The following is a 17,519-nucleotide window of genomic DNA, read 5'->3' on the forward strand; positions in this document are numbered from 1 at the left end:
AGAGGAGTTGAAAGGACGGCCGCCTTAGGTGGTGCGTTGGGCTGCGTGTTGTTTTACCGGCGTTTTACCGGGGTTTGCCGGGTCGGCCAGTATGGCTTGAGGCGCCGCTTTACGCTGCTATTTTATGGCGAATCGGATGATGCTGTTTTGACACCGCAGCCGCCGTGCCGCGTCACTTCGAGAGCACGCGCATGGCGGCTTCGAGTCCGGCGAGCGTGAGCGGATACATGCGCTGACCGAGTACTTCGCGAATCACGGAGACCGACTGCCGGTACGGCCACAGGCCCTCGGGCTCCGGGTTCAGCCATGCGAAACGCGGGAAGTGGTCGGCAAGCCGGCGCAGCCAGACCGCGCCCGCTTCGGCGTTGTTGTACTCCACCGACCCGCCCGGCTGCAGCACTTCGTAGGGGCCCATCGTCGCGTCGCCGACGAAGATCAGCTTGTAGTCCGGCGTGAAGCGGTGCAGCACGTCCCACGTCGGCGTGCGTTCGGTGTGGCGGCGCCGGTTGTTCTTCCAGAGGAAGTCGTAGACGCAGTTGTGAAAGTAGTAGAACTCGAGGTGCTTGAACTCGGTCTTCGCCGCCGAGAAAAGCTCTTCGGTGCGGCGGATGTGATCGTCCATGGAGCCGCCCACGTCGAGCAGCATCAGCACCTTCACGTTGTTGTGTCGCTCGGGCACCATCTTGAGGTCGAGCCAGCCGGCGTTCGCGGCGGTGCTGCGAATCGTGTCGGGCAGGTCGAGTTCCTCGGCCGCGCCTTCGCGCGCAAAGCGCCGCAGCCGGCGCAGCGCGACCTTGATGTTGCGCGTGCCGATCTCCACCTGGTCGTCGTAGTCGCGATACGCGCGCGCCTCCCACACCTTCACCGCGGAACGCTGCCCCGCCGCATCGCCGCCGATACGCACGCCCTCGGGGTTATAGCCGCCATGGCCGAACGGCGACGTGCCGCCCGTGCCGATCCATTTGTTGCCGCCTTCGTGGCGTTCCTTCTGCTCGTCGAAGAGTTGCTTCAGGCGTTCCATCAGCTTGTCGAGCCCGCCCATCGCTTCGATCTGCGCCTTCTCCTCGGCGGTGAATTCGCGATCGAGCTTCTTCTTGAGCCAGTCGTCGGGTATCTCGAAGGCGAGCGCGGACTTCGCCTCGGCGCCGTGGAAGTACGCGCCGAACGCCGCGTCGAAGCGGTCGTAGTACTGCTCGTCCTTCACGAGAATCATGCGCGCGAGGTAATAGAACTCGTCGAGCGACGGCGCGATCACGTTCGCCTTGAGCGCCTCGATGAGCGTGAGGTACTCCTTCACCGAAACGGGCAGCTTCGCTTCGCGCAGCGAGTAGAAGAAATCGATCAGCATGCCGGAACTCCGTTCGTGGCCCACCCGTGGCCAACCCGTGGCCGCTGTGTCGCGGCACAACCCTTAGCGGTTGTTGCGGTTCATGAAGATGAGCCGCTCGAAGAGACCCACGTCCTGCTCGTTCTTGAGCAACGCGCCCGCGAGCGGCGGCACGATCTGGCGGTTGTCGGGCGAGCGCAGCGCGTCGGGCGGAATGTCTTCGGCGAGCAGCAGCTTGAGCCAGTCGAGCAGTTCGGACGTCGAGGGCTTCTTCTTCAGTCCGGCCACGTTGCGCAATTCGAAGAAGCTTTCGAGCGCCGCGCGCAACAGCGTCTTCTTGATGCCGGGGTAGTGCACCTCGACGATCTGTTCCATGGTGGCCGGATCGGGGAAGCGGATGTAGTGGAAGAAGCAGCGACGCAGGAACGCGTCGGGCAATTCCTTCTCGTTGTTCGACGTGATGATGACGAGCGGCCGATGCACGGCGCGCACGAGTTCGCGCGTCTCGTACACGTAGAACTCCATGCGATCGAGTTCGCGCAGCAGATCGTTCGGAAACTCGATGTCGGCCTTGTCGATCTCGTCGATGAGCAGCACCGTGGGTCGATCGGCTTCGAACGCCTGCCACAGCACGCCCTTCACGATGTAGTTGCGGATGTCCTTGACGCGCTCGTCGCCCAGCTGCGAGTCGCGCAGACGCGAGACCGCGTCGTACTCGTAGAGGCCTTGCTGCGCTTTCGTCGTGGACTTGATGTGCCACTGCAGGAGCGGCATGTCCAGCGCCGCGGCCACTTCCTCGGCAAGCATCGTCTTGCCGGTGCCCGGCTCGCCCTTGATGAGCAGCGGCCGCTTGAGCGTCACCGCGGCGTTGACCGCGAGCTTGAGATCGTCGGTGGCGACGTAGTGAGAAGAGCCTTCGAAGCGCATGGCGGCTACCTGGGCGAAAAAAATTCAGTATAAGTCAGATGCCCTGTTGCCTTGGGCGGGGCTCCTATATTGTTCACCTCGCGTTCAAAGGCGCGTTCGCCTGCGCATTCGCGCGAGTATCGGGTGACGATTCGCGGACCGCTTGCGCGCGCGCCGGCGGGTCCCGGGGCTATCGCCGGCGAGCTTCGGGACAACCCGCAGGACCCGTGCCCGGCGGGCCGCCGCCCTTGTTGGCCGTGTGGACGTGCGGCACGGCGTCGCGGTACAATCGGGTCGATTTTTTTGGCCTGCGTCCGGCCTTCGAAGAAATAACGGCGCGGGCCGTGGCCTTTTCGGGCGTCCGTTTCCCCTCAAGCCAGGTTACATGCTATGAACAAATTCGTCGGCAAACACGTCGTGATCGCAGCCATGTCTGTGCTCGCGGGCTTCGCCGCCAACGCGAACGCGGACGTCGTCGGCAACGCGAAGGCGGGCCAGGGCAAGGTCGCGATGTGCATTGGTTGCCACGGCATTCCGGACTACCGCACCGCGTACCCCGAGGTCTACCGGGTTCCCATGCTCGGCGGCCAGAACCAGAAATATCTCGAGAACGCGCTGCACGGCTACAAGAAGGGCGATCGCCACTTCGACACGATGCACGCCATTACGGCTTCGCTGTCGGATCAGGACATCGCGGACATCGCGGCTTACTACGCGGCCCAGTCGTCCACGTCGAAGAACAATCCCGAGAAGTGACCGGCGCGGTCACCCGGCACTCTAATTTCACGGGACAGGAGAATTCATGAACAAGCCCCACACGGCTCTTCATACCCTTCAAGCGATGCTCAAGACGGCTTGCGCCGCGCTCGCACTGGCCGGTTTCGCTGCCGGCGCCCACGCCGCGGACGCCGCGAACGGCAAGGTGCTCGCTGACAGCCACAACTGCGCGGCCTGCCACGGCGCGGGGCTCAACAAGCCGGTGAGCCCGGAGTATCCGAAGCTCGCGGGCCAGCACGCCGACTACGTCTACTGGGCACTGCGCCAGTATCAGATGGGCAACGGCAACCCGCATCTGGGCCGCAACAATCCGATCATGCAGGCGCAGGTGCAAAGCCTTTCGCAGGGCGACATGAAGGACATTGCGGCCTACGTCGAGTCGCTCTCCGGCGACCTCGTGCAGAAGAAGTAAGCTGCGCGAAGCCCGGTCACCGGGCAGCCGGCGAATACGATGGCAGAACGACACCCCGCTTTCCGGCGGGGTGTCGTTTTTTTATGTGCGCGTGGCGGGGCGAGGGCGCCCACGCACGGCGTCCTTAGTGCCCTTAGTCCCCTTAGTCCCTTGTGGCCCGGCGCTCGATACGGGCGAGATACGCGTCGGTGTCCGGCGGCGTGTTGGTGCGCTGGGCTTCCCAGAGCGTCTCGCCGAGGCATTCCATGATCGCGTGATGGGCGTCGTGGCTCGAGCCGAGCCTTGCCGCAAGGCGCTCGTGCGCGGCGCGAATACCGGGCGGCTGGTCGATGGAAAGCTGCTCGCTGATGGCGAGGTGCATCGAAAGATGCAGGAACGGATTCGTCTCGCCGCGCTCGGGCGAGTAATGCTCGGCACTTGCGCTGTCTGCGTCGGCGAGCGCGGCATGGTACTCCGGGTGCTCGACGATCCAGTCGGCGGCGATGGCTTCGAGTGGCGTCAGGATTTCCCCGGTGCGCTGTTTGCGCCAGGTTTCGGTGAAAAAGCGGCGGACTTCGTCACGGCTGGGATTGAACATCGTGGGCGACCGGATGGGGAATGCGTTGCGGGATTGGGGCGGTTGCGGCGGGTTGGCGGGGAAGGGCGACAATTTGTCGCAGGTCTTCTGCCAAGGACGCCGAAAGCGCCGCGGCTCACATCTGCGTCACATCTGCGGCGGCGGGGTCTTCTGCTTGAACTCGCATAGCGGTTCGATCACGCAGTGCCAGCATTCCGGCCGCCGCGCCTTGCAGACATACCGCCCGTGAAGAATCAGCCAATGATGCGCGTCCTGGCGGAACGGCTCGGGTGTGAACTTCTCGAGTGCGGCCTCCACGGCTCGCACGTCCTTGCCGGGAGCAAGCCCTGTTCGATTCGCAACCCGAAAGATATGCGTATCCACCGCGATCGTGGGATGACCGAACGCGGTGTTGAGCACCACGTTGGCCGTCTTGCGGCCCACGCCCGGCAGGCTCTCCAGCGCTTCGCGATCGGCAGGCACTTCGCCGTCGTAGCGCTCGATCAGGATGCGGCTCGCTGTCACGACGTTCTTCGCCTTGGTGCGGTACAGGCCGATCGTTTTGATGTATTCGGCCACGCCCGCTTCGCCCAGCTCGACGATCTGCTGCGGCGTGTTCGCGACGGGGAACATCTTGCGCATGGCCTTGTTGACCGATACGTCCGTGGCCTGCGCCGACAGCATCACGGCGATCAGCAGCTCGAATGGCGTGGTGTATTCGAGTTCGGTGGTCGGATGCGGATTGAGGCTTTGCAACGTCTCGAAGATGGCGCGGCGTTTGTTCGCGTTCATGCGGTCGGTAAGTGCGGAGGTAGAGGCTGGGATGAGCGCTGGCTGGCGGGTCAGTCAGTATCGGGCTGCGAGGGCGCGTCGCCTTGCTCGCCGGAGGCGATGCGAAGACGCCGCCGGCGCGCTTCGGCTTCGTCGATCTGCGCCTGTACGTCGGCGGTGACATGGTCGGTGTTGCGCGGACCCAGTCCTTTCGCGACCAGCTCTTCCTTCTTCTTGCGGGCGCGGTCCAGCGCGGCCTGGATGATGGCGCGCTTCTTCGCTTCGGCATCGCTGGCGGGCGCGGCAGGCGCTGCGCTGGGCACTTCGCTCTGCACAGGTGCCGTGGTTGCCGCGCTGCGCGCGGGCTGCGGTGCGGCGTGCAGTCCCGCACGCTTTGCCACCGCGCGCGCTTCCGCGGCTTCGCGCTCGCGCTCCATGCGCGCAAGGCGTTGGTCATGGCGTTCGCGGGCGGCGTCGGCCTGCTCCTGGGACCAGGCGGCCCAGCCCGTTGCGCCGTCCGTCACGGGCACCATCGCGATGCAATCGACCGGGCAGGGCGCCACACACAGATCGCAGCCCGTGCACAGCGGCGCGACGACCGTATGCATCTGTTTCGGTGCCCCGACGATTGCATCGACAGGGCATGCCTGCATGCACAGCGTGCAGCCGATACACAGGTTTTCGTCGATCACGGCGAGCGGACGCGGCCGTTCGGCACCGTTGACGGGATTGAGCGGGATGACCGGCTTGCCGAGCAGGCCGGCAAGGCGCGCCACGCCTTCGGCGCCGCCGGGCGGGCACTGGTTGTAGTTCGCGGTGCCGGCGGCGACGGCTTCGGCGTAGGGCCGGCAGCCGTTGTAGCCGCACTTGGTGCATTGCGTCTGGGGGAGCAGATCTTCGATGCGATCTGCGAGTGTCTTCGAATCGGTCACGGTCACGACATGAGGAGCTGGCCGAAACGGTCGCAAAACGGCTGCAAATCAGCCTGCAGAACGGCCCGTTTGCGCCGTGTTACGCGGCCTGTCAGAGGGTGTACAGGGCCCGGGCAGGCCTTGCAGCCGCGCGCTCGCCAAATGCGGCATTATCGCCGATTTCCCCGATTGCCATTGGCGACCCATGTGCCATAATCAAAACGCTTTACAGGAAAGACCCCAGGAACGGCGGGGCGCGCCAGCCAAGGCGCTCCAGTTCACCGCTGCCGATGCATGGCGAGGAGACGTTCGGCAGCGGCCCGGATAACGCGGCTCACGCAGCATCTTGAGACCATGAACCAGCCAAAAATCAAAAGAGATCCTGAAGGCACGCGTCGCCGTATCCTGCTGGCGGCCGCGGAGGAGTTCGCAAACGGAGGGCTCTTCGGCGCGCGCGTCGATCAGATTGCGAGGCGCGCAGAGACGAACGAGCGCATGCTCTATTACTACTTCGGCAGCAAGGAACAGCTTTTCACGGCAGTACTCGAGTACGCGTTCAGCGCACTCAACGAGGCCGAGCGCTCGCTCGATCTGAACGGCGTGGCACCGGTGGAAGCAATGACGCGCCTTGCGCATTTTGTGTGGGACTACTACCGGGATCATCCCGATCTGCTGCGGCTCGTGAACAACGAAAACCTGCACGAGGCCCGCTACATGCAGAAGTCGTCGCGTATTCGCGAGATGATTTCGCCAATCGTTGCCACCGTCGGCAGCATTCTCGAACGCGGGCAGAAGGCCGGGCTTTTCCGCAGCAATGTCGATCCGCTGCGCTTTTACGTGACGCTCTCCGGCATGGGCTATTACATCGTGTCCAACCGGTTCACGCTGACCGCTACGTTGGGTCGCGATTTCAGCACGCCGACCGAGCGCTCCGAACTCGTGCAGATGAATACAGAGATGCTGCTCGCGTATCTGATGAGGCGCTGACGCGTCTCGCGCGGTGACTCATGCAGTAAGCCCTGCGCGCAGCCGACGTGTGAACCGGCTGCGCAAGCAAGCGTTGTTGCGGCTGGGGGAACTCAGGCTTCGGCGTGTTCTGTCTCGACGCGGGGCGCCTTTGCGTGTTCCTGAATGAAGTCGCGCAGTTGCGGATAGATGATGGTGCGCCAGCGCCGACCCGAGAAAATGCCGTAATGCCCGCACTTTTCCGCGGTGAAATGACGCCGGTGTGCCTCGGGAATGCCACTGCACAGGTCTTGCGCGGCACGCGTCTGGCCGTCGCCGGAGATGTCGTCCAGCTCGCCTTCGATCGTGAAGAGCGCCGTGTGCTTGATGTCTTGCGGACGCACACGCTCGCCGGCCACGTCCCACGTGCCTTCGGCAAGACGGAACTCCTGAAAGACGATGCGGATGGTGTCGAGGTAATACTCGGCGGCCATGTCCAGCACTGCGTTGTATTCGTCGTAGAAGTTGCGGTGCGCTTCGGCATCCTCTTCATCGCCGCGCAGGAGGCTCTGATAGAAGTCCCAGTGCGAGGCGGCATGCCGCTCAGGATTCATCGCGACGAAGCCCGCGTGCTGCAGGAAGCCCGGATACACCTGGCGTCCCACGCCCGGATAATTGGGCGGCACCGTATGAATCACGTTGTTCTCGAACCAGTTGTACGAGTGCTGCGTGGCGAGCGAGTTGACCGAGGTCGGGCTGCGGCGCGCGTCGATCGGGCCGCCCATCATCGTCATGGTGCGCGGCGTGTCCTCGCCGCGGCTCGCCATCAGCGAGATGGCCGCGAGCACGGGCACCGTGGGCTGGCAGACCGAAATCACGTTGAGATTCTTCGCGCCGATGTGGCGGATGAACTCCTGGACGTAGGCGATGTAATCGTCGAGATGGAAGGGGCCGTCTTCCACCGGCACCATGCGGGCGTCGATCCAGTCGGTGATGTAGACCTTGTGGTCTTGCAGCAGCGTGCGCACGGTGTCGCGCAGCAGCGTGGAATGGTGGCCCGAGAGCGGTGCGCACACCAAAACAACGGGTTCGTCCTTGAGCTGGGAGACCGCTTCGCTGTCATCGGCGTAGCGCTTGAAGCGCAGCAGCCGGCAGAACGGCTTTTCGATGATGGTCTGCTCGACGATCGGAATGTTGTGGCCGTCTTTGACGATCTGGTGAATGTCGAACTGGGGCTTCTCGTAATCCTTGCCGAGCCGGTACAGCAGTTCGTACCCGGCCGACAGGCGCGACGCCCCCGGCACGTAGGCGAACGGGCTGGCCGGATTCGCAAACGATTTCGACGCGGCCTGAGCCCAGGCGGTCAGCGGGCTCAGCAAGGCCCGCTGGAATTCATGAAACTGATAGAGCATGTGGGCGCTCCGGGCGTTGGGGCGGTTCGCACGGGGCCGCGGGGCTGGCGCGGTCCTGGAGGCGGGCCTTCCGGGTTGCTTTAAGGTTGCGTGTGACTTGCTTCTGGCTGGTAAACGGTCAGTGTAATTATCGGCCAGGGGCGTCGATCGATGATATCCGACGGGCACCCATTGTGCAACGCAACAACAGTCGGACAATATAGGGGTAATCCTTCATCGTGCGGTCACTGCGACGTGCTGGCGTCGCTGAACGCACTGTCGCTGGCCTGGCCGCTTTGCTTGCCGTTGTGCGCCGGCTGGCCTGTCGCGGTGGCCATTTCCTGCTCGTGGCGCATCAGGTTCAAGCCGGTGTGAACGAGCGCGACATGCGAGAACGCCTGCGGGAAATTCCCTACCAGCCGGCCGGCCTCCGGATCGTATTCCTCGGCGAGCAGGCCGACGTCGTTGGCAAGCCCGATCAGGCGCTCGTACATGTCGTGCGCCTCCTGAACCCGGCCCTGCAGCGCGAGGTTATCGACCATCCAGAAGCTGCAGGCGAGGAACGTGCCTTCGCCGGGCGGCAGGCCGTCGTCGACGTCGGTGGTGCGATAGCGCATCACGAAGCCGTCGCGCATCAGATGCTTTTCTATCGCGGCAACCGTGCCCGCCACGCGAGGGTCTTTCGGCGGCAGAAAGCCGAGGAGCGGCAGCAGCAGGGCGCTCGCGTCGAGATCGTCGCCGCCATAGACCTGGGTGAACGCGTTGATGCGCGGGTTCCAGCCGTGCTCGCAGACCGACGCGTGAATTTTCGCGCGCATGGCATGCCAGTGTTCGAGCGGCGCCGGCAGCCCGAACGATTCGGCCGATTTGATCGCCCGGTCGTACGCGACCCACGCCATGACCTTCGAGAACGTGAAGTGCTGCCGTCCGCCGCGCGTTTCCCAGATGCCCTCATCCGGCTGTTCCCAGATGGTTTCCAGGTGTTCGAGCATCGTGCACTGGATAGACCACGCGGTCTCATCGGCCTGCAGCCCGCCCACGCGCGCGAGATGCAGGGCGTTCATCACTTCCCCGTAGACGTCGAGCTGCAACTGGCCGACCGCGTTGTTGCCGACGCGCACGGGCTTTGCACCTTCGTAGCCGGGCAGCCATTCGATCTCCGACTCCGGCAGCCGGCGCTCGCCCGCAATGCCGTACATGATCTGCAACTGCTGCGGCGAGCCCGCCATCACGCGGCCCAGCCAGCTACGCCATGCGCGCGCCTCGTCGTAGTAGCCGCCACGCATGAGGGCGAGCAGCGTGATGGTAGCGTCGCGCAGCCAGCAGTAGCGGTAGTCCCAGTTGCGGGTACCACCCAGTTGCTCGGGCAGCGACGTGGTGGGCGCCGCGACGACGCCGCCCGTGGGTTCGTACGCCAGTGCCTTGAGCGTGAGCATCGAGCGGCGGATGGGCGCGGCCCAGCGACCTGTCACCGTGCTGCGCGACGACCACTCGGCCCAGAAGTTTTCCGTGCGGGCGAGCGCCGAGTGCGGATCGCGTGGCGGCGGAAGCCGCAGATGCGACTGTGCGTACGCGAGGGAGAACGGCACGCGTTCTCCCTCGGACACCGTGAAGTCCGCCACGGTGTGCATGTTCTCGCCGCGGAGTTCCACGGGCGTGCGCAGCACCACGGTATCGGGGCCGACAATTGCCTTGATGCCGCTTTCGTAGACCAGCCGGCTGACCCACGGCACCGAGAAGCCGTAGTCGAAGCGCAGCGCAAGCCGCATGTGCATGGGCACCTTGCCGCGCCGACCTACCACGATGCGCACGAGTTCGGACCAGCCGTTGCCGGGCGGCATGAAGTCGATCAGCGTGACGGCGCCTTCGGGCGTCTCGAAGTCGGTTTCGAGAATCAACGTTTCGCTGCCTGCCTTGCCCCGATAGCGGCGTGTGATCTTCACGTCACCTTCCACCGCGGGCGCGATCTGCCAGTGGCCATGGTCCTGCGTGCCGAGCAGCGCGGCGAAGCACGCGGCGGAATCGAAGCGGGGCCAGCAGAGCCAGTCGACGGAACCGGAGCGCGAGACCAGTGCGGCGGTATGGCCGTCGCCGATGAGTGCGTAGTCTTCAATGAGTGCGGGCATGGTCGGCAGGTAAGAAATGCGCTCGATGTACGCGCGATGCAGCGAGGTACGACTGATGTTACCGGGAGACCGGCTGCGGGCAGCCGCCGCCGGTCTCAATGAGGCGTGACTCGTCATTTACCCGGTATCTGGACATTTGGCGCTAGCGTTTGACATTTTCACTGCTTACAATCCCTCAGCGGGCGACAGCGAGAGGGTCGAGAAACGACGCCAATATGTCCGCCGCTCTCTCTGTTGTGTCATCTCTTCATCGCCGCGCGCCGCGCACTCGTTGCAGTACCTGTGCCGGTCCCTTTCGCCTCGTCGCTTTGAGCCCCACGCGACGTTTTCGAGGATAGAAGCCATGCTGTCGAAATCCGATTGCATCACGATTCTTTCCGCTGCAAGCGAACTTGCCGACGACTCCCTGCTGTCACTGGACCCGAGCCGCCTGGGGCTGACCCGCAACGGGATGGAAACGGCTGCGGCGTTCCTGATCGAGCGAGGCTGCTTCAAACGTTACCGCGACGGCGACGGCCATTATGCCGTGGGCGGTTTGTCGCTGCAGGGCAAGCTGCGCCTCGACCAGCTTGCGAACGGCTGACGGATCGGTGGGCTGAGCTGCTGACTGCGCCTGACGCGCGCGGACACGACTGACACGGCTCATTGTCAGTCCGCAGCCGGCTACGAAACAATCATCCGGATGGCTGATGCGAGACCGGCACGCGACGCCGTTGCCGGCGGCATGTGCCGGGCACCTGCATTCAGAGATGCGACGACCCCATGCCGAAGATCCCGATGAGTCCGATGATGATGAGGTAGAGCGCCACGATGTAGTTCAGGAGGCGCGGCATGATGAGGATGAGAATGCCCGCGATCAGCGAAACGATGGGGCCCAGGCTCAGCGTGACATTCATGCAGACTCCCTCCCGGCGATAAGTTGGCGGACAGCGTCTGGCGGCGAGCGCCGGCGTGCATGGCGCAGCGCCTGCGCAATCCAGCGTGACCTTCTATACTTCGCCCAATAACCACAACGTGTCCAAGGCGCCTCGCAAACACATCTGGCCAACCATTCCGTTAGCCGATTTGCCGATGTCTTTCCTTGCAGGCGCGAGCGCACACTATATCCGCATCATTGCCGCTTGCGCTAACGGCCGCGCTGTAGACCAACCCGGCGACACCGTCAGAATCCAACAATCCGATGTCAAGGAGGTCCACATGCATCGTAGTGCCCGCGCCGCATCCGGCGTGCCCGCATCATCGAAAGCGTTCGTTGCCCCGCCGTACAGGTTCTCCCGTTCCTGCATCACGCTCATCAAGGGACTTGCCATCATGGCTTCCATTGCCACGACGCATGCACTCGCAGAAGAGTCGGCCGCCGTTCCCGCCGACGGCGTCTACGACCTGCTGATCGGCACCTATACCGGGCCAAAGAGCGAGGGCCTCTACGTCTACCGCTTCGATACGAAGACGGGTGACGCGACACGCGTTTCGGTGGCGAAGACGGTGAACCCCTCGTACCTCGTGGTGAGCCGCGACCGGCACTACGTCTATGCCGTGAACGAATTGCCCGGCGACAACGGGCCGGCCTCGCAGCGCGGCGGCATCAGCGCCTTTCGCTTCGATACCGCGAGCGGCCAGCTGACCTTCCTGAACCGCGTCTCGTCGGAGGGCAACGACCCGTGCTATCTGAGCTTCTCGCCGGATGGGCGCTATCTGCTCACCGCGAACTACTCGGTGGCGGCGGACCCCGGCGGCAGCTTCGCCGTATTCCCGATCCAGCCGGACGGCCAGGTGGGCAGCTCCGTGCTCACCGTGCATCATGAAGGCGGTGGTCCGGTGAAGGGGCGCCAGGACAACGCGCACGTGCACTCCACCGTGTTCTCGCCGGACGGCAAGTACCTGTTCGTTCAGGACCTCGGCGCGGACAAGATCTACGCTTACCACTACACGCCCGACGGCAGCCGCGGTCTTTTGAGCCCGACGCAGACGCGCTACATCCCCATGAAGGCAGGCAGCGGCCCGCGTCATCTGGTGTTCGACAACGACGGCCGCTACGCGTATCTGACGAGCGAACTCGCGGCCACCGTGACGGTGCTTCGCCATGAGGACGGCAAGCTTGTGCCCGTACAGACGCTGCCGCTCGCAGCGCCCGGTTTCAAGGGTAAGCAGGGCGCGGCGGCGATCCACCTGTCGCCCGATGGACGCTTTCTCTATGCGTCCAATCGCGGCGACGCGAACGAGATCGTGATCTTCGCCGTCGATGCGGCCAACGGCCATCTGAAAGAGGTGGGGCGGCAGTCCAGCCTCGGCCAGGCGCCCCGCGAATTCACGATCGACCCGACCGGGCACTGGCTCATCGTCGGCAACCAGAACAGCGATACGGCGTACGTGTTCCGCCGCGATCCACAGACCGGCCTGCTCGGGTCCGATCCGAAGCGTATCGACGTGGGTTCGCCGGTCGACTTCAAGCTGGTGTCGCCGTCGTGAGCGGGTGGCGGCGCATGTGAGGCAATGGTGTGCGGGCGCGCGCCTCGCGCGGCGCCCGCGGAAGGATGGCGGCCGAGGCAGGGCCGCCGGAATCGGCAGGATGGAACGCGCGATGAGAACGAAGCAGGCAAGCAGAACGTTCGGCGCGGCAGCGGGGCTGGCAACGCTTGCGCTGCTTTCGCCGCTCGCCGCGAACGAGGCGCACGCGAGCTGTCCGTCTTCGTCGGCGCTTCTCGAGGCCGCATGCAATCGTGCGGCGCGCGTGGCCGAAGAGGGTACGTGGGATCTCTATCTCACGGGCTATGGCTGGCACATCGACGGCTATAGCGCCGACGACCGCCGCCATCTCAACGCGCAGTCATGGGGCGGCGGCGCGGGCAAGCACTTCACGGACACGAACGGCAACGAAGACATCCTGTTCGCGCTCGTCTTCATGGATTCGCACAACAACCCCGAACCCATCGCCGGCTGGGCGCGCCAGTGGTACACGTCGCCCGTGCTGGGCGGTCTTTCGGTTGGCGGCGGGTACTTTGCGGGCTTCACCGCGCGCAGCGACATCCTGCATTACCTGCCGGTGCCGCTCGCGCTGCCGGTGGCGTCCATCCGCTATGCGAAGGCGTCGGTGATGGGCGCTTTCATTCCGCGCATTCCGGGCGTGAGCAAGGGCGACGTCGCGTTCTTCTGGGCGCGCTACGAGTTTTGACTGCCGTGCGCCAACTGCTCGCTCAGGCGATGCGTCATTCCGCGGGCCCAGGTGCGAGCACTTCGCGGCTGCCGTTGACCCCCATCGGCGAGACGAGTCCGGCGGTTTCCATCTGCTCGACGAGCCGCGCCGCGCGGTTGTAGCCGATGCGCAACTGACGCTGCACCGACGAGATCGACGCACGCCGCGTACGCACCACGAAGGCGACCGCTTCGTCGTAGAGCGGGTCGGCTTCGGCGTCCGGCGCGTCACCGAAGAGGTCCTGCTGGCCGCCTTCCGATGCCGGGCCGTCGAGAATGCCTTCCTCGTACTCCGGCTCGCCGAACTGCTTCAGGTATTCGACTACACAATGCACTTCCTCGTCGGCCACGAACGCGCCGTGCACGCGCTGCGGATAGCCGGTGCCCGGCGGCAGGAACAGCATGTCGCCTTGCCCCAACAGCGATTCGGCGCCCATCTGGTCGAGAATCGTGCGCGAGTCGATCTTCGACGACACCTGGAACGCGACGCGCGTGGGAATGTTGGCCTTGATGAGACCCGTGATGACGTCCACCGAGGGCCGCTGCGTGGCGAGAATCAGATGGATGCCCGCCGCGCGTGCCTTCTGCGCGAGCCGCGCGATGAGTTCTTCGATCTTCTTGCCCGCCACCATCATGAGGTCGGCGAGTTCGTCGATCACCACGACGATGAGCGGCAGCGGCGAGAGCGGCTCGGGTGCTTCGGGCGTGAGCGAGAACGGGTTGCCGATCTTCTTGCCCTTCGTGTCCGCGTCGCGAATCTTCTGGTTGAAGCCCGCGAGATTGCGCACGCCCACGGCCGACATCAGCTTGTAGCGCTTCTCCATCTCGCCCACGCACCAGTTGAGCGCGTTGGCCGCGAGCTTCATGTCGGTGACCACGGGCGCGAGCAGATGCGGAATGCCCTCGTAGACCGAAAGCTCCAGCATCTTGGGGTCGATCATGATGAGCCGCACTTCCTCGGGCGTTGCCTTGTAGAGCAGCGAGAGGATCATCGCGTTGATGGCGACCGACTTGCCCGAGCCCGTCGTGCCGGCCACGAGCATGTGCGGCGCCTTGGCGAGATCGGCGACGACGGGGTGTCCCGTGATGTCCTTGCCCATCGCGATGGTGAGCTTCGAATGCGAGTGCTGATACAGGCTCGATTCGAGAATCTCGGAGAGGCGAATCATCTGGCGGCGCGCGTTGGGCAACTCCAGGCCCATGCATGTCTTGCCCGGAATGGTTTCCACCACGCGAATCGACGTGAGACCGAGGCCGCGTGAAAGATCCTTCATGAGGCCGACGATCTGGCTGCCGCGCACACCTAGCGCGGGCTCCACTTCGAAGCGCGTGATGACGGGCCCGGCCGACGCGCCCACCACGCTCACCGGCACCTTGAATTCCTGCAGTCGTTGCTCGATCAACTGGCCGGTTTGCGCGAGTTGCGCGTCGGACACGGGCTCGATGCTCGCATCGGCGGGCTCGAGCAGGTCGAGCCCGGGCAATTCGACCCGCGAGGCCGACGGCGCACGGAATTCGAAGGTGGCGTGCGCGTGGCCGCGCAGCGGCGAACGGGCGGCAGAGGTGGCAGAGGCGGCAGATTCCGGTGTGGCGGCGGGGTCGCTCGTGGTTGCGGCTTGTGCCGTGGTGTTCCCTGACGCGGTGAGCGTGGCGGCGCTTTCCAAGGCAGGGCGGGTCACCGGAGCGAGCGTCGTGATGTCAGGCGCAGCGGGATGGCCCGGCGACGGCGCGGTCTGCCCGACCGGCGGCGTGACTTCGACGACAGTCGCGGCGGGCGCAGCCAGGGCAGCGGCAGGCGGCGCAAGGTCCAGGGCGACGGTACTGGCCGGCGCCCCGACCGCTTCGTGATGCCGTTCCGGTTCGGGCTCGGCGAACGAGAATGCCGGACGCACCGGTGCCGACGGCATGTCCTGCCAGGGCGCGAGCGCTGGCTCGGCGGCGACGTTGCCGTGAGCGATAGCGGGGCCGGGAAAGCGCACAACGTTGGACGAGACGGAGAGCGGCAACGACGCGGCCGAGACAGCCTCGTCCCCGGCCGATGCACTCGCCGAGACGCCGAGGGCCGGCGGGGCCTCGGCCGACGGTGACTGGGCGACGTCATTGGCGAGCACCGCAAGCGGGTTCGTCGTCGTGTCGGATGCGGGCGTGGCCGGCACCGGCGTCACGAGCGGCTGCGGCGCGGCGGCTGTGAGCGAGCGTTCCGTCGCGGCGGGAGTCGCCATGAGTTGGCCAGGTGCGGCGGGCGCAAGCGGCGAGGGAACGGCTTGCTCCGCGACTGCATCGGTCGAGTCCATTGCAGTCGGCGCATCCATTGCACTCGACACATCTGCTAGCCGCGAACGTTGCTCCGCTTGCCCTTCGCTCTGCGGCTGCGGGGTTGCGTGGCCCGTGCCGTCGCCATTCACCGCTTCCACGTTCCCGCGACGCGCGAGACTCGCGCCGGCGAGCGAAGTCCATCGCGCGGTGTTCTCTTCGATGCTGCGCAGCGTTTCCTGCACCGTGGAGGAGAGCGGCTGCCGCTCGGCTTCGTCGATGCGCGCGGGGCGCGAGTAAGCCGGCGCGGGCGTGCGGCCAGGGCGCGTGGGCGTGCCGATGGAAGGCGCGCTGGCGTGGGCGGTCGTGGGCAGTGCGGTGTCGTGCGCGCCAGCCACCCAAACGGGTTGCGCTGACGACTCACCGGACGACGGAGACGCCGGGTCCGAAGCGGAACCCAACGCCGAAGCAGACGCCGTGTCCAGACCCACGTCCGATGCAACAGCGCCTGTTGCCGCCACGCCGCTCGTGCTCGCTGCTTCACCTTGCGGCGTGACCGAAGACGACTGCCAGGGCCGCGTCCCAGGATGCTTCGCGTCCTGAATGGTCGGTCCTGGTGTGGCGGCGGTCGTCGGTTCGCGCCGCACCGGCCCATACGGCGGAATGCCACGTGCGGCAAGCAGTTTCGATGTGGCCGCCGTGGCACCCAGCGCGCTGCCCGCGCGTGGCGCCGCCGACCCCTGCGTCGACATGACGGGGCCGTTCGCGAAGCCGCTCGCCGCCGCGCTTTGACTTGGGTTTGCGCCCACGCGCGACGTGGCGGACCGTGTTTCCGCGACGGTGGGATCGACAGCAGGGCGACGCGCAGGGGACACGTGACCCGGCGCTGTCTGTTCGCGTAACCGCCCGGCACTAGCAGGTGCAGACGGCGGAACTCGCGGCGGAACGGACGGCAAAGCGGGTGACGAGGCGAGCAAAGAAGCGGGTGAAGAAGCGGGTGACGAAACAGACGGCGAAGCGGACGCGGACAACGGGGCGCCCGGTACCCGAGACGCCGTCGCGCCTACCGCCCGCGCCGCAGATGCCGCAGATGCAGCAGTCGAAACCGCTGCCCCCGCAGCCGTGACGGTCTGCCGGGCGGGAGTCGGAATACCGCGCTCCATCGCAGCAGCGGACGGTGTGGCAACGGCGCCGGCCGTCACCGCCCCTGCAGACCCCGCGCCGCTCGCGGTCGAGGCTGCCGTCGCTGCACGTCCCGTCGAGGCCGGTCGCCAGACCGTGGGTCGCGCGTAGCGGCCGGTGCTGCGCGGCGCCATCGTGTTGACGGCGGGCGCGGTGTGTGAGGTGAGCGGTTCGTCAGGCTCGGCGCGTCGCATCCGTGGCTCTGCGCCGCGGCCTTCTCGCGTTCGTGGCTCACGCGGTTCGCGCGGCGCCCGGCTACCACCGAGGCCCAGTCCGAAAGCTGCGTCGGCCCAGGCAAACGCGTCGCGCCAGCGAAAGTCCAGCAGCCAAGGCAGGCTCGCGAGGAACAGCACCGCCATCGCAACCGGTGTGCCGATGTGGCCCAGCAGCTTTCCGAAAGCACCGGCGAGGCCCTGGCCCAGCGCGTCACTGCCCGCGATGCCGACAAGCGCTGCTTCGAGCGTCATGCTCGCAACCAGCACGCCCATGAAGCCGAGCCACAGTCGAATCGTTCCGGGTCCGCGCAGCCCGGCGCCGCCCGGCAGCACGGATTTCGCAAGACGCCAGAAAAGAGGGAGAAACCACAGGGCCGATGCGCCGAACCAGCCGAAAACCGTGTGCATGCCAGACATCAACGAATAAGGGGGAAACCAACTTGCCGAGTTTAACCGCTGAAGCCGGACGCTTCTGAGACAACCCGCGGCGAATCGCCGAAGCGTTGCGCCGCGGCGGCGCGACCACTGATATCACTGATACCGTTAATACCCGCG

General features: G+C 65.6%; 15 protein-coding genes. 6 read left to right on the forward strand and 9 right to left on the reverse strand.

Annotation, left to right across the window (positions count from 1 at the left end; translation table 11 throughout):
- Positions 1 to 172 precede the first annotated feature (172 nt).
- Both P2869_RS04375 and P2869_RS04380 read right to left on the reverse strand, forming a co-directional pair.
- A complete protein-coding gene (locus P2869_RS04375; RefSeq protein WP_017774324.1) occupies positions 173 to 1,348 on the reverse strand; it encodes a VWA domain-containing protein in 1,176 nt (391 codons plus the stop codon).
- A 63-nt stretch (positions 1,349 to 1,411) separates the two neighbouring features.
- A complete protein-coding gene (locus P2869_RS04380; RefSeq protein ID WP_277597571.1) occupies positions 1,412 to 2,254 on the reverse strand; it encodes a MoxR family ATPase in 843 nt (280 codons plus the stop codon).
- A 369-nt stretch (positions 2,255 to 2,623) separates the two neighbouring features.
- On the opposite strand from P2869_RS04380, the gene P2869_RS04385 reads away from it, so the two are divergent.
- Complete coding sequence (locus P2869_RS04385; RefSeq protein ID WP_017774326.1) at positions 2,624 to 2,989, forward strand: c-type cytochrome; 366 nt, start codon at positions 2,624 to 2,626, stop codon at positions 2,987 to 2,989.
- A gap of 46 nt (positions 2,990 to 3,035) precedes the next feature.
- Positions 3,036 to 3,422 (forward strand): c-type cytochrome, encoded by a 387-nt coding sequence (locus tag P2869_RS04390; RefSeq protein ID WP_126878464.1) that lies wholly within the window; start codon positions 3,036 to 3,038, stop codon positions 3,420 to 3,422.
- A 142-nt stretch (positions 3,423 to 3,564) separates the two neighbouring features.
- Here the strand turns inward: P2869_RS04390 and P2869_RS04395 are convergent, their stop codons facing one another.
- The 3 genes from P2869_RS04395 to rsxB all read right to left on the reverse strand — a co-directional run bounded on the left by P2869_RS04395 (position 3,565) and on the right by rsxB (position 5,687).
- Positions 3,565 to 3,999: a DUF1841 family protein gene (locus P2869_RS04395; protein WP_277597572.1), complete on the reverse strand. Its 435-nt coding sequence runs from the start codon at positions 3,997 to 3,999 to the stop codon at positions 3,565 to 3,567.
- Between the two features lie 126 nt (positions 4,000 to 4,125).
- Positions 4,126 to 4,770 carry an endonuclease III gene (gene nth / locus P2869_RS04400; RefSeq protein WP_277597573.1) on the reverse strand — a complete coding sequence of 215 codons (645 nt, stop codon included), beginning with the start codon at positions 4,768 to 4,770 and terminating at the stop codon, positions 4,126 to 4,128.
- 50 nt (positions 4,771 to 4,820) lie between these two features.
- The gene (gene rsxB, locus P2869_RS04405; RefSeq protein ID WP_277597574.1) at positions 4,821 to 5,687 is read right to left on the reverse strand and encodes an electron transport complex subunit RsxB; all 867 of its coding nucleotides are present in this window, start codon (positions 5,685 to 5,687) and stop codon (positions 4,821 to 4,823) included.
- 327 nt (positions 5,688 to 6,014) lie between these two features.
- Here rsxB and P2869_RS04410 point away from each other — a divergent pair, with 327 nt between their 5' ends.
- Entirely contained in the window at positions 6,015 to 6,647 is a 633-nt protein-coding gene (locus P2869_RS04410) for a TetR/AcrR family transcriptional regulator (RefSeq protein ID WP_017774331.1), read from the forward strand.
- Positions 6,648 to 6,739: 92 nt separating this feature from the next.
- Here P2869_RS04410 and phaZ read toward each other — a convergent pair whose 3' ends face one another.
- Together phaZ and P2869_RS04420 are read right to left on the reverse strand one after the other, a co-directional pair.
- A complete protein-coding gene (gene phaZ / locus P2869_RS04415; RefSeq protein ID WP_017774332.1) occupies positions 6,740 to 8,017 on the reverse strand; it encodes a polyhydroxyalkanoate depolymerase in 1,278 nt (425 codons plus the stop codon).
- 224 nt (positions 8,018 to 8,241) lie between these two features.
- Complete coding sequence (locus P2869_RS04420) at positions 8,242 to 10,122, reverse strand: glycoside hydrolase family 15 protein (RefSeq protein ID WP_277597575.1); 1,881 nt, start codon at positions 10,120 to 10,122, stop codon at positions 8,242 to 8,244.
- Between the two features lie 343 nt (positions 10,123 to 10,465).
- Between P2869_RS04420 and P2869_RS04425 the strand changes: the two genes are divergently transcribed.
- Positions 10,466 to 10,705 (forward strand): hypothetical protein, encoded by a 240-nt coding sequence (locus P2869_RS04425; RefSeq protein ID WP_017774334.1) that lies wholly within the window; start codon positions 10,466 to 10,468, stop codon positions 10,703 to 10,705.
- Between the two features lie 160 nt (positions 10,706 to 10,865).
- On the opposite strand, the gene P2869_RS04430 is transcribed toward P2869_RS04425, so the two are convergent.
- Positions 10,866 to 11,018 (reverse strand): DUF3096 domain-containing protein, encoded by a 153-nt coding sequence (locus P2869_RS04430; protein ID WP_017774335.1) that lies wholly within the window; start codon positions 11,016 to 11,018, stop codon positions 10,866 to 10,868.
- 301 nt (positions 11,019 to 11,319) lie between these two features.
- Here P2869_RS04430 and P2869_RS04435 point away from each other — a divergent pair, with 301 nt between their 5' ends.
- Together P2869_RS04435 and P2869_RS04440 are read left to right on the forward strand one after the other, a co-directional pair.
- A complete protein-coding gene (locus P2869_RS04435) occupies positions 11,320 to 12,591 on the forward strand; it encodes a lactonase family protein (RefSeq protein ID WP_277597576.1) in 1,272 nt (423 codons plus the stop codon).
- A gap of 112 nt (positions 12,592 to 12,703) precedes the next feature.
- On the forward strand, positions 12,704 to 13,294 hold the full coding sequence (locus P2869_RS04440; protein WP_277597577.1) for an antimicrobial peptide resistance and lipid A acylation PagP: 591 nt from the start codon (positions 12,704 to 12,706) through the stop codon (positions 13,292 to 13,294).
- Positions 13,295 to 13,328: 34 nt separating this feature from the next.
- Here the strand turns inward: P2869_RS04440 and P2869_RS04445 are convergent, their stop codons facing one another.
- The gene (locus P2869_RS04445) at positions 13,329 to 17,372 is read right to left on the reverse strand and encodes a DNA translocase FtsK (protein ID WP_277597578.1); all 4,044 of its coding nucleotides are present in this window, start codon (positions 17,370 to 17,372) and stop codon (positions 13,329 to 13,331) included.
- Between the last annotated feature and the right edge of the window lie 147 nt (positions 17,373 to 17,519).

Origin of the sequence: Paraburkholderia sp. SUR17 (assembly GCF_029536165.1) — a bacterium.
Taxonomy (GTDB): domain Bacteria; phylum Pseudomonadota; class Gammaproteobacteria; order Burkholderiales; family Burkholderiaceae; genus Paraburkholderia; species Paraburkholderia kururiensis.